Genomic DNA, 13,463 nt, shown 5'->3' with positions numbered 1-13,463 from the left:
CTTGATTCAACTTCCCCCAACAGTAACAACAAAGCATTCAACCACTAACAGCGATGAACAACAAGATGTTCAACTTTTTCATACTTGGTATTTCCTGCTGAAAGTAGCGGGTGCCTGCATACTGCCTATGCTTTGTAGAATTAGGCAAGCCTGTTAGAAACATATGTTTCAGCAGGCTTTTTTATAAAAACATTCTCTGATGCTGAATTTTTTAGCTACATACAAAGGAACTCTCGCCATCAATCTTTTATGTGACAAGAATAAATGATAATGATTTTCAATAATGTATAGAGGAGGTGAATGACCCTTGAAAATTTTAATTTCAGGAAGTGGGATTGCTGGGTTAACATTGGCTAATTGTCTTTTATCTTATGGCTATCAACCTGTTGTGATTGAGAAAGCTAGTTCGTTCCGATCGATAGGCTCGGTCATTAGTTTACGCGGTGATGCCCTTTTTGTTTTAAGTAAACTAGGCTTACTAGAACAGGTGAAAAAATGTGGGGTTGTAATAGAGACACGGCGTTTTGTTCAGGCAGATGGAAGTGAACTGCGCAATATCGACTTCAGAAAGTTTCATATACAACAAGGTGGCTCAATAGGGATACATCGTTTTTCTCTGCATAACATCCTCTATGAAGCTATTAAAAACCAAATTGATGTTAGATTTAATACGACAATCCAGTTTCTCACACAAAACGAAGAAAGCGTTCGGGTATGTTTTCAGGATGGAAAGGAAGAATCCTTTGATTACGTATTTGGGGCGGATGGCATCCATTCACAAACGAGGAATTTACTGATGGGCAATCAATTTGAAGAACAGTTGGATGTCGGATTTTCCGTATTTACGATCCCTAAGCCTGAGATCTTCATCAAAAACTTGGATACAAACCAAACACTAGAGTCATTAATGCCAGGTTATTATGTCCAATGCGGTATGGATGCGGACTTTGCATGGGGAATGTTTATCTACAAGCAAAAATATCGCGAACAACTGAAAGATGTAAACAACAAGGAATTTTTACTAGCGTTATGCAAAGACATTACGTGGGGCGTTCGGGATATTATTGAACAAATTGATCATCCCTCTACCATCTTTCAGGATACAATGACTCTCATCAAGCTATCAAAATGGAGCGAGGGACGAATCGTGTTAGTTGGAGATGCCGCCCATGCTATGACATTTATGTCGGGAACCGGCGGTGGAAAATCAATGCTAGGCGCCTATCATTTAGTTGAAGAATTAATGAATTGCTCTACACATCATGAAGCATTTCAAAATTATGAATCCTATTTAAAACAGGCCGTTCAGAAAACGCAGAAAAAATCAATCAAAGCAGCTCATTTCTCCTCATCGGACAATCAGATAATGGTCTACTTTAAGAAAGCACTTCTTAAATATTTCCCCCCTTTTCTTATGAATGCTGTGTTAAAAAATCTCTTCATCGTAAAGCCGCAGAATACCAAAAATACATTGTAAAATTGAGTTGATATAGAGCCGAGCTGCCGATCCCTACAACCTGCAAAGTCTGAAGAATGGAAGCATTTTTATCAGCCGCTCGGGACAGGCTGAATAAGAAATTAGAGGAGCAGACCTACAGAAGGCATCATTTCTGTAGGATTTTTCTACTTGCAAAAAGGGAATAAAAAAGTTTTCGAGTCATGTAACATTTCTCAAATCTCTCCGTCAAAGCTTATGAAACAAGCAAAAATAAATGGCTACATACAAGCTGAAGGGCTAATAGAGTAGCAATCTAGTATTGTTTTGACTATGAATTAACAAAAATAACAAAATGATTTTCGTTTTTATAATAGGGGAGGATTTTTCAAATGAAAAAGAAAATGATCGCAGTGGTTTTAGTAGGAGCAACACTTGTAGCAACAGGAGCGTATGCACAAGAAGCTGTATATGATAAATATGTGAAGACCAATGTTTACGATGCAACGGGTAAAGTGATTGGGCAGACGAGAGCAGGTAGTGAATCCCTACCAGAGGTGAAAAATAGTAAACTCACAATGGATCAGGTATATGAAGAGTTATTAAAAAAAATGGAAATGGTTCCGCTATATAAAGAAATAACTGTGAAACGTGAGCAGCAAGGAAAGGTCGTTACTTCCACAGCGAAGGAATGGTATAGTCCCCTAGACAGAGGATATCGGATTGAGGAGAAAGATCATACAGGGGTTGTCACTTATAGTGTATTCAATGGTACATCCTCACTTAGCTATCGTGATGGGACGAAATCTGCTAGTGAAATTACGGCTGCACCTGATCAAAAAGTGGTAAATAACGATGTTTTTTATCTTCGTGAATTAAAAAATAACCACAAACTACAATTTCTAGGCGAAGAAACCATTAACAATCGTGCAACCTATCATATCATGGCAATCCCTACTCAGAAGGATGATCTTCAAGTAGAGTTGTGGATGGACAAAGATACAGGTGTTGCTATGAAGTCAATCACAACTGTTTTTGGCTTACAAGGGATCACTGAAGTAACCAAATTAGATTTTTATCCTGCGTTTACAAAGGAATTATTTACCCTTACTTTACCGTCTGATGTAAAGGTGTATAAGGATATGCAATTTGCCCCGCAAAAATAACCCATAGATTTCAAGAAACCCTTGAGTATCTCCTAGTGCGAGGCGGTGCTTGAGGTTTTTTCTTTTCCAGAAATACACTTGCAAAGCACATTCTTTCGTTTACATGACTTATAATAAAAGAACAATAAAAAGAGAAGCATGGATTTAACTGGAAGGAGAGTTCATCTATGGAGGAAATCATCATTATTGGAGCTGGCCCATGCGGTTTGTCAGCGGCTGTAGCATTAAAAAAACGCGGAATTGATCCGCTCGTGCTGGATAAAGGAAGCTTGGTACATTCTATCTATCGGTATCCTACCTATATGATATTTCATAGTACGCCAGAGTTATTGGAAATTGGGCAGGTTCCCTTCACGACTCCGAATGAGAAACCAACCCGCTTAGAGGCCCTTCATTACTATCGGATGGTTGCTAAGAGGTATGATATTCGCGTGCAGACCTTTGAAGTGGTGGGAAGGATCGAACACGTTGACAAGCATTTCGTTGTATCTAGCACGGATCGTTTTGGTACCGCTAAGCAATATGAAACAAAGCGTGTTGTGATTGCTACGGGTTATTTTGATAATCCTAACCGTCTAGGTATTCCAGGGGAAGAACTGCCAAAAGTAAACTCGTTTTATACGGAGGCACATCCTTATGCAGGAATGCAAGTGGCTATTGTAGGTGGCAATAACTCTGCGGTGGATGCAGCGATGGATTTAGAGCGGGCGGGAGCTTACGTCACGGTGATCTGTCGTGGCGAGAAGCTTTCTTCTCGTGTGAAAGCATGGACTCGTCCTATTTTTGAGGGCTTGTGTGAAAAAGGTCGTATCAAGGTGTACTATTCTTCTGAAATCCAAGAGATTACGGATAGAATGGTGATTATAAAAAATCCTGAGGGAATTACAGAGATTCCGAATGATTTTGTCTTTAGCCTAATTGGTTATCGACCTGACCGTCAGCTACTACAAAGCCTGGGAGTAGAGCTGGATCAAGAAACCGGAGCGCCGATATTTAATCCAACTACGATGGAGACGAATGTTCCCGGTGTATTTGTTGCAGGAGTGATTGTCTCTTCTGCCCACGCCAATGAAATTTTTATTGAAAACGGCAGGTTCCATGGCGAAGTGCTTGCTAAGAGCGTGACTACATAATGGATGAAGGATCGTTATTAATCTTCCTCTAGCTGTTGTAATAGCCAATGAGCCGGTATCCTTTGGTAGGATATCGGCTCATTAGTCATGCTAGAATCGTTCCTTTCGTTTGTAAGTCCATGTGTATATTGCGACTCCAAGCATAATAGCAACGATTAAAACGAGCGATACATTGCTATATAAAAAAGCAGTAGGAACAGACAGAGTAGGAAGTATAGGAAAATCAAGTACGTGCTTCGATAACAGACCGCCCACAATCGCTACCCCAATTCCTTCTGATAAAAAGCACGAAAGGTTAAGCATTCCCATTCCCGCACCAGCTTCCTCAGATGCGAGTGTGTCTGCAACGCTGGAGGAGATCACGGTTTTAACAAATGAGAGGCCTCCAAAAGTCATGATCAGCATAATGGATGTTATCCACGGTGACTTCTCTACGAACAATGAAATAACGAGGAAGCTTAGCACAATCAAAAAGGCTCCAAGGTACATGACAAACGTATTTCCTCTTTTGTCCACAAGACTTCCGCCCATAATACCGAAGAAAATAACGCTGAGTGTACCGGGAAACAGGATGCCGCCACCGATCATTCCTGTTGACAAATGATAGACATCCCTCATCATATAAGGAACCATTGAAATGAAGCCAGCAACCGTTCCTAATAAGATGCTTCCTGCCAAAACACCCATTACAAACATTCGATTTTGAAACAGAGCAGGTTCAATAAATGGTTGTTTTGCACGACGGATATACAGAGAAAATATCAGCAGCACGACAAGGCTGAATAGTAAATAGAACCAGTTATCTCCCGTTGCATATAAGGTAAACAATACAATCCCAATGGAAAGCAATGCTGCTCCAAATATATCGACTTTTCCCTTACGAGCGGGCTCGTTTGGTAGCACTCGTATAAAGAACGGGAGAGAGATCAGTGTGATAATCGGTAGAACAAACAGGAGGGACCAGTGGAAATGATGTGAAATCATTCCACCGATAGCAGGCCCAATTCCCTCACCAAAGGCAACCATAGAACCGATCATACCAAAAGCCTTGCCCCGGCTTTCTGCATTGATATACTTTACCACAATTACCATGAAGATAGCCGGTACCGCAGATGCTCCAGCCCCTTGAATAGCACGAGCAACAAGAACAGCAGGAAAATAAGCTTGTGCAAGGATACCAAAGAGTGAACCCCCACTGTAAATCAAAAGGCCAATCACAAGTAATTTCTTAACCCCATAGGTATCAGATATTTTGCCATATACGGCAGATCCGATAGCAAAAGCGATCATGAAGCTTGTATTGATCCAGTTTACATAAGCGGGCTGTAAACCATATTGCTGGGCAATATCAGGGAGCGATACATTAAACACGGTCTCATTAAAAACGCTAAAAAAAGCAAGAAAGCTAAGCCACAGGAGTATTGTTTTTACGTTCTGAAAAGAGTGGCTTGGTCGATCAGCTTCTAAGTCAGCCATTGCGTTGCTTCTTATTTCTCTTCCATCTTTTTTCACAAATAGATGCCCCTTCCCTAAGTAAAGGGGAATCGCGCAGGTTACAGGGCAATTAATGCGTTTTCCCCTTAAATGTTTTGCGCCCGAATTATTCCTGTGTACTTCATACAAACGCCTCCTAAAAGATATATGCAAGATTATATCACAGCTAATTTTTGAATTGTCTTACTTTATTAAATTTATCTAAAGAGTACCAAAGTCTTATTCGCTATCGTTCCTTCATTTAGGTGTGTTTTTCATCTAATTTTTGTCATTTATTTTAGCCGTGAGGGCAGACTACAAGGCGAGGTGATGGAAGTGGGTAGCCAAAACATGCGAGCTTTACGTCTTCAGGGCAGAAGTGTCTGTGTGCTCGCTTGCTTGCTTTTGTGGGTCAGCTTCTTTCATGGGAGCTCCTCTATCTTAGCTGATGAAACAAAGGAAAAGCATGTCCTTGCTGGGATTGATGTTCTTTTATCACATCCTGAGCTGTTACATGGTAAGAAGATTGGACTTATCACGAATCAGACTGGAGTCACTAAGGATTTGGTTACTGATTTGGACGCCTTACAGCAAAAAGGTCTAAACGTAGTTGCCCTTTATGGTCCAGAGCATGGAATATGGGGGGTAAAGCAGGATGGAGAGCCAACTGTTTTTCCTTCTGTATCGCCACAGATAAAACAACATTCCATTCCAGTATTTGAGCTATATCAAAAGAAACCAGAACAGATTGCGACGCTATTTGCTGGCACGGATATTCTTTTGTTTGATCTACAGGATGTGGGTGTACGCTATTATACTTATGCTTCTACATTGGCTTATGTATTGGAGGCTGCTAAATTAGCTGATAAGCCGGTCATGGTGCTAGATCGTCCCAATCCCTTAGGCGGGGTTAGGATAGAGGGACCTCTACTGGAGAAGGGGTGGAGCTCATTTATCGGAATGATGCCTATTCCTCTGCGCCATGCAATGACGATGGGGGAACTTGCTCTCTTTTATAATGAAGAAGTTATGCCTAACAAGCGTGGAGGAAAGGCAGACCTACGAGTAATTCGAATGCAAGGCTGGAAACGAGAAATGACTTGGGATCAAACTGGATTGTTATGGGTAGCTCCTTCTCCTAATCTACCCACAGTAGAGTCTGCTTGGTTATATGCTGCTACAGGATTGCTAGAAGGAACCAATCTTTCAGAGGGAAGAGGGACTACTCATCCATTCGAATGGGTTGGTGCACCTTTTATTCATGCTCATCGCTTGCGAGCAGATCTTGTTGGGGCAAATCTTCCTGGGATAGCAATTCGTGAAGCACATATGGAACCGATGTACGGTAAATATAAGGGACAAGCCATTCATGGTGTGCAATTGTATGTAACAGATCGAACAGCTTATCATAGCACCTTGACGGGACTCACCTTGCTGCAGCTTATTAAAAAGCGTTATCCCCAGCATTTTAAATGGAGAGACGATGGCTGGATTCATTATATGGCAGGTACGCGCTCCTTGCAGGAAGCAGTTGATCAGCAAACCCAAACCTTACAAGCCCATAATCCCCAGCAGATGATTCAACAATGGAGAGCAGCTCTACATCCATTTGTAAAGGTGCGTCAAAAATATCTGCTGTATCGTGAACGTGGATCAGGGAAACGTGGTGAGGGGATGCGTGATGAAGTGAATCAGGCGATCGAACAGGCCATTAAAGACAAGATTATCCCGGGTGCCGTCGTAGCCATTATTACAAGAGGAAAAAGAAAAATAGAGCAAGCCTATGGACATGCCTATCTATATCAAAACAAAGCTGGTAAATTAGCAGAAATGCCAATCAAAATGACGGAAACACATTTATTTGACATCGCTTCTCTGACAAAGCTATTCACAGCTGTGGCCATTATGCAATTAGCAGAAAAACAAATGTTGCAGCTAGATAAGCCAGTAGCTGCCTATCTTCCCGCTTTTGCGTGTAAGGGAAAGCAGGATATTACGATTCGGCAGCTTTTGACTCATACCTCTGGATTTGCCCCTACTATGCGGCTGTACAGAATACCGGGTGACCGTGAGCAAAGGATGAAGGCTGTACTCATGCTTGGTCTTAAAAATCATCCCGGCGAAAAAATGGTGTATAGTGATCTCAATTATATTGTACTGGGGTATCTGATTGAACAGCTAACAGGGAAACGGCTGGATCAATATATGCAAGAGAATCTATTTCAACCATTGGGAATGAAGCACACAGGATTTTGTCCAAAAGTACATAGGCAGAAAATCGTAGCCACTGAACAGCAACCTTGGACAAAGCGCGACATCATTTGGGGCAGCGTTCATGATGAAAAGGCTTGGGCCTTAGATGGCGTGGCTGGACATGCTGGATTATTTAGCAATGCAGATGATCTAGTACGATTTGCTACGATGATTCTTCACAATGGAAAAGTAAGGGGAAAACGGATACTTAAGGCTGAGAGTGTACAGGAAATGCTCGCGAATCAATTATCAGACACTTGCCCGAAACAAATGGGGCTTGGATTTGAGCGGAATCAAGCCTGGTACATGGGGCATGGTTTTGTCACGCCTAGCGTGGGACATACTGGATTTACGGGCACTTCATTGTTAATCAATCAACAACAACAGTCAATCGTGTTGTTATTAACGAATCGAGTGCATCCGACCAGAGAAAAACCTTCCCTTAATGCGTTGCGCCAAAAAATTGCTACCTTGGCTGCAATAGAAGGGGAGTAATCAACATGTGACGGAGGCTTATGTTCATGAAACGGAAGCATATTTTTGCTTATACGTCAGTTAGCTTGATTCTTCTTGCTTGTTTTTTCATTCCCTTCTTATCAAAGGACAGGGCAGATACGATGCGGACAACAACTGTGTCCACGACCCACCCTACAGATTTATTGTTGGCGCAAAATCTGCCTGAAACGCCCAAGACATATCCCGCCACGCAGATTCAATTACAAGCGTTGCATACGTATGCCGATGGTCGCCTATCAAAGGTGCAAGCTAATATAAGCTGGAGCTCTAGCAATCCACTGGTAGCAACCGTTACGAGAGAAGGACTTTTAACCATACAGGATAAATTGGGTCAAACAGTCGTTTTAGTGTCAGATGGGACCTACCATGACCGATTGGTGCTTGAAAAAACGGACAAGAATACTGTGAAAGTCATTACTGAGCCACAGGCCAAATACGATGTTATTTCTCGGCTGCTCGCTACCATGAGCGTGGCTGATAAAGTAGGACAGACATTAATGCCAAGTTTTAGTATGTATGGCGGCAAGCCTTTTCAGGAGTTGACGCCAGAGATTGCAAATATGATAAAGAGACTCCAGCTAGGAGGAATCATTTTATTTAAGGACAGCTTAAATGAGACCAAACAAATTGTTCAATTGACAACTGCTCTACAGCAAAGCCAGCATAAATTCGGCTTACTTATTGGTACAGATCAGGAAGGCGGAATTGTTTCACGACTGAAGCAAGGGACGAATATGCCAGGAAATATGGCATTAGGTGCAACACGAAATCCTAAGCTTGCCTATCAGGCTGGACAAGTAATGGCAGATGAACTCCTTTCACTCGGGATTAATTTAGATTTTGCACCAACCATAGACGTCAATAATAATTCTAAGAACCCAGTGATTGGGGTACGTTCTTATGGTGAAAGCCCACAATTAGTAGCCGAAATGGGTACTTCCTTTATTGCAGGTATGCAGGATGCGGGAGTTGTGGCGAGCGCAAAGCATTTTCCCGGACATGGCAATACATCGGTAGATTCCCATGTTGGTTTACCCGTTATTTCTTATGGGAAAAAGCAGTTGGAGCAAGTAGAGTTTATTCCATTTCGACAAGCAATCAAGCAAGGAGTAGATTCTGTTTTAGTCGCTCATATAGCTTTTCCACAGCTAGAGCCTACAAAGGTAGAATCTCATCAAAAGGACAAATCCATTTATCTACCAGCTACGCTCTCACCTAAGCTCGTCCAAGGGCTATTACGAAAAGAGTTTGGTTATGATGGCTTAGTTATTACGGATGCTATGGATATGGGAGGGATTACACAGCATTTCGAGACTGTAGATGCCAGTATTCGTGCAATGAATGCTGGTGCAGACATTATTTTAATGCCCCCAGATGTTGAAAAGGTTAGTTTAGGAATGCAGAAGGCAGTCATGTCGGGAACAATAAAGAAGGAACGTTTGGATGAAGCAGTTAGACGGATCCTAACAGTAAAGATGAGAAGAGGAATTTTTGCGCAGGAACAGATGCCACATGTTCCTATTCTTCAACAAATCGCAGAGAAATCAATTACTTCACCAGCTCACAAACAAGTGGAGCGAGCTATTGCTGAGCAATCAATCACAGTGGTTAAAAATGATCGGATACTGCCGCTCCATCCTTCTCCTGAACAAAGAATAGCGGTGATTGGGTCACGATATACGAGTGAAATGACTAGGGCATTCCAGAAATATCATCAAAATACAGTAGCCATTAAGCTCAACCATGTGCTCAAAGCTGAGCAACAACAACAAATAGATCGTGCCGACATATTGATGGTTTTACCAGACTCATTCGCAGGAGGCTTACAGCCGGTAAATCAACTCATAAAAAAGCTGATTGACCAGAAGCAAAAGCCGGTAATTATGATTTCTACACGAAACCCATATCAGCTTACTGATTTTCAAAAGGTCCCTACGTATGTGGCGCAATATGGAAATGCAGATGCAAGCTTTCAAGCCACAGCAGCGATTCTGTTTGGTGAAGGGAAATCCAAAGGGAAGCTACCCGTTACAATCTATGATACGAAAGGCAACATTTTGTATCCCTACGGTCATGGACTGTAAACTGTGTGTTTTCAAATGGAGTGAAAGCGGATGCCGTTGCACATACTAACAAAAAACGTTGTAAAGGTAGGTTTAAGTATGTGGATTGCTTCTAAACTAGGAATAGTCTTGATGCTTTGTGGAGCGCTTGTCAGTTCCTCAGTCACCGCTTCTGAACAAAAGATTCCCGATCCCATGAAAACACGCAAAGTGGCCCTCATTATAGACGATTTTGGCAATAATATGAGGGGAACAGAGGAAATTCTTAATTTACCGATTCCATTAACTATTGCAGTCATGCCATTTTTACCAAGTACAAAAAAAGATGCTGAGTTGGCCCATCAAAAGAAACATGACGTAATTGTTCACATGCCAATGGAACCAATGAGAGGGGCTAAAAGCTGGCTAGGGCCCGGAGCCCTTATGAGTAATTTAAGTGATGAGGAAATCCGCAATCGAGTGAACAAAGCGATTGACGATGTTCCGCACGCAATCGGTATGAATAATCATATGGGGTCGAAAATTACCCAAAATCCACGTATTATGCGGATTGTATTACAGGTATGTAAAGAGCGAGGACTTTTTTACATTGACAGTAAAACCTCTTATAGAAGCATTGTGGGACAGGTCGCTCACGATTTACAGGTTCCTTATATTGAAAACATGGTCTTTTTAGATGATGTGCATACGTCCTCACATATTACGAAGCAACTGAGACTCATTAGTGAAAAAGTAAAACAAAATGAAGTATGTGTTGCTATCGGCCATGTGGGGCCTGGAGGTAAAAAGGTTGCTCAAGCAATCCGCAACTATTTACCTCAATTACAAAAAGAAGCCACAATTATGCAGGTATCCAGAATGGTAAAAGAAAAACAAGCGACACCAACAAAGACAGACAAGAAAACGAAAAAATAAAGTAAAAGCTATAACTGTTACCCATTTGTGAGCGATTCACTGCTTTTTTGATCAAAAACTGTCTTTACCTTCCTCTAAAAAGTAACAATTCATAACATCTCCCACAAGGAATGGACAGTATGTTACAATAGGAACTGTACTAGCTATTTATGTACAGATAGGGAGGTGAGATGCACGTGGTGGATGAATTAATTGGGTTGTCATTACCTTATGTTTGGTTGCTCTTCTGGGTATCTGTAATTGTAGTTCCATGCTGTCAATTATTATTTACTCACATCGTTGGGAAACGTCAGTCAATGCAATACGAAGAACGTTTTGAATGGCGTCAACAGCTTGTGACAATGCCAATACGTTCGTCTTTTATTAAATTATATCGACGAGTACCTATGCGAAAAGAGAAGCGAGCAACCACGTCATCTGATGATACACTCCCAAATCTTCTCCTTGTTTGTTTATAGAGTTTGCAAACAATGAGGAGGATTTGTTCATGAAAGCTGTACGTAAATCATTACCTGTATTTTTATTTGGTGCTGTGGTGTTATTGCTGAGCGGATGTAGCAATACAGCTCCGATAACATCAGATAGTCCTGGTATCTGGGATCACTTTTTTGTTTATCCATTTTCATGGTTAATCCAAAACGTTGCTAGCTTAACAGATGGGAATTATGGGCTAGCGATTGTCATTATGACGCTGTTGATTCGAACACTTTTATTGCCTCTCATGATGAAGCAAATGAAAAGTGGGGCTGCCATGAAAAAGCTGCAACCACAGATTGATAAACTGAAAAAAAAGTATAGTAATTCCAATCAGGACCCTAAACAAGCCCAAAAAATGCAAATGGAAATGATGGAATTGTACAAAGCAAGCGGAGTTAATCCAATGGCGGGCTGTCTCCCTGCTCTGGTTCAAATGCCGATCCTAATGGCATTTTACTTCGCGATTCGTCGTACACCAGAGATTGCTGACCATTCATTTATGTGGTTTAACTTAGGACATGCCGATCCATTTTATATCTTGCCTTTACTAGCAGCAGCGACAACCTTTTTCCAAACGATGCTGTCAATGAAAATGACTCCTACCATGGGAGCTAATAATATGAAAATGTTCTATTACATGATGCCGATCATGATCTTTATGGCTGGAATGAATTTGCCAGCAGCCCTTCCATTATATTGGGTCGTGGGTGGAGTATTTTCGCTCGTGCAAACCTATTTTTTAAATAAGGTTTATCATGTACCGCTAACTTCTTCTACAAGTGCAAAATAAATATAAATGATCATGAAAGAGGATAGTTGTCCACTTAAAGGGGATAACTGTCCTCTTTTTTACTAAAAATGCTGCAAAGCAAAACCAGCATATGAACTAGTAGACAGCGATATTTATGTGAGTGAAACCTATTCATTTTTACCAAACTTCAAGGTTAGTAGGCTATGGTCTCGCTTCTTTAAAAAAAGATCTAATCCAAGATTACTGCTTTGGCAAATGGATGAATGATATGTAGTCCCTGAATATCGTAAACAAAAGCTGAGGCAAGCAATCGTGGAGAAATTAATGACTGGATTCAAGCTCAAGGCGCTTCTCCGATTTATGTGTGTGTTGATCTAAAAAGGCATTGGCACAAGAGTTCTGGGAAAAAGTAGAGTTAAGCAAAGAGTGCTATATTATGTATGATAATTATGCTTGTAAAGCCTTACCTCCTATTTTATTAGAAGCATAGATGACAGCCCTCTGACGGGATAGAGCCGTTAGGGGGCTGTTCGAATTTTGCCTAGGGCTTACGATTTTATGTTTTCCTTCAAAAAGAGGTACAAGAAAACAAAATATTTTTCTATATCCTTTGAGTAGTTGAACATACAAGCCATTTTTAATTTTCCTAATAAAGTATTATAAGGAGGTGTAGAGATGACAATACAATTCCAAGCTAAGCTACGAGGCTCTGAGGAAGTCCCACCTGTTCTCACAAATGCTTCTGGGACCGCTACGTTCCAGCTTAGTGCAGATAATAGCAGACTTGATTTCCGTTTATCGTTACATGATTTACGTGACCTGACCCAAGCCCATATTCATATCGGGGTTAGAGGTGTTAATGGGCCGATAGTGGTATTTCTTTTTGGACCGGTACAACGTGGAATTAGTGTATGTGATGCCGTTGTGACTGGATCCATTACTAGTGCAGATTTGGTTGGTCCGCTCCAAGGAAGAACACTTGCGGAATTAATCCAGCTGATGCTAAGAGGAGAAACCTATGTAAATGCCCATACCACTCAACACCCTGGTGGGGAAATACGTGGTCAGGTTCGCAGAGTTGAAAAAGTTTGTATTTGTAAATGCTAGGATAAGTACTCATCCTCATGTACAGGATGAAATTCAGAATATATTCTTTACAGCCCTTTTTATATGGCTATTTGTATAGAAAAATGTAGCAAAAATGGCGTGAAGGTGTTACTAGCCTGCATGGAAAAGTCGTTTCCTATTTTATTAAAGAAGCGACTTTTTCATAGACCAGTT

Annotated in this window: 10 protein-coding genes; 9 read left to right on the top strand and 1 reads right to left on the bottom strand. The window is 41.2% G+C overall.

What is annotated here, in order from left to right; genetic code table 11:
• Positions 1–307: 307 nt before the first annotated feature.
• The 3 genes from BRLA_RS13290 to BRLA_RS13280 all read left to right on the top strand — a co-directional run bounded on the left by BRLA_RS13290 (position 308) and on the right by BRLA_RS13280 (position 3,734).
• Entirely contained in the window at positions 308–1,477 is a 1,170-nt protein-coding gene (locus BRLA_RS13290; RefSeq protein WP_003336113.1) for an FAD-dependent monooxygenase, read from the top strand.
• Between the two features lie 350 nt (positions 1,478–1,827).
• Positions 1,828–2,601 carry a LolA family protein gene (locus BRLA_RS13285; protein ID WP_003336115.1) on the top strand — a complete coding sequence of 258 codons (774 nt, stop codon included), beginning with the start codon at positions 1,828–1,830 and terminating at the stop codon, positions 2,599–2,601.
• Positions 2,602–2,768: 167 nt separating this feature from the next.
• Positions 2,769–3,734, top strand: a complete 966-nt coding sequence (locus tag BRLA_RS13280; RefSeq protein WP_003336116.1) for a YpdA family putative bacillithiol disulfide reductase — start codon at positions 2,769–2,771, stop codon at positions 3,732–3,734.
• 90 nt (positions 3,735–3,824) lie between these two features.
• Here the strand turns inward: BRLA_RS13280 and BRLA_RS13275 are convergent, their stop codons facing one another.
• On the bottom strand, positions 3,825–5,210 hold the full coding sequence (locus BRLA_RS13275) for an MFS transporter (protein ID WP_423752640.1): 1,386 nt from the start codon (positions 5,208–5,210) through the stop codon (positions 3,825–3,827).
• A gap of 348 nt (positions 5,211–5,558) precedes the next feature.
• Here BRLA_RS13275 and BRLA_RS22845 point away from each other — a divergent pair, with 348 nt between their 5' ends.
• From BRLA_RS22845 to BRLA_RS13240, 6 genes are all read left to right on the top strand, one after another.
• Entirely contained in the window at positions 5,559–7,955 is a 2,397-nt protein-coding gene (locus tag BRLA_RS22845) for an exo-beta-N-acetylmuramidase NamZ domain-containing protein (RefSeq protein ID WP_003336119.1), read from the top strand.
• Positions 7,956–7,981: 26 nt separating this feature from the next.
• The gene (locus BRLA_RS13260) at positions 7,982–10,060 is read left to right on the top strand and encodes a glycoside hydrolase family 3 protein (RefSeq protein ID WP_041752207.1); all 2,079 of its coding nucleotides are present in this window, start codon (positions 7,982–7,984) and stop codon (positions 10,058–10,060) included.
• Positions 10,061–10,090: 30 nt separating this feature from the next.
• Positions 10,091–10,954 (top strand): divergent polysaccharide deacetylase family protein, encoded by an 864-nt coding sequence (locus BRLA_RS13255; RefSeq protein WP_003336122.1) that lies wholly within the window; start codon positions 10,091–10,093, stop codon positions 10,952–10,954.
• Between the two features lie 170 nt (positions 10,955–11,124).
• On the top strand, positions 11,125–11,412 hold the full coding sequence (locus BRLA_RS13250) for a hypothetical protein (RefSeq protein ID WP_003336123.1): 288 nt from the start codon (positions 11,125–11,127) through the stop codon (positions 11,410–11,412).
• A gap of 29 nt (positions 11,413–11,441) precedes the next feature.
• Positions 11,442–12,221, top strand: a complete 780-nt coding sequence (gene yidC, locus BRLA_RS13245; protein WP_003336124.1) for a membrane protein insertase YidC — start codon at positions 11,442–11,444, stop codon at positions 12,219–12,221.
• A gap of 636 nt (positions 12,222–12,857) precedes the next feature.
• The gene (locus BRLA_RS13240; protein WP_003336126.1) at positions 12,858–13,289 is read left to right on the top strand and encodes a CHRD domain-containing protein; all 432 of its coding nucleotides are present in this window, start codon (positions 12,858–12,860) and stop codon (positions 13,287–13,289) included.
• Positions 13,290–13,463 lie beyond the last annotated feature (174 nt).

Source organism: Brevibacillus laterosporus LMG 15441, assembly GCF_000219535.2.
Taxonomy (GTDB): Bacteria; Bacillota; Bacilli; order Brevibacillales; family Brevibacillaceae; genus Brevibacillus_B; species Brevibacillus_B halotolerans.
Note: the sequence above shows the minus strand (reverse complement) of the source record. Positions and strands in the feature narration are given on the sequence as shown.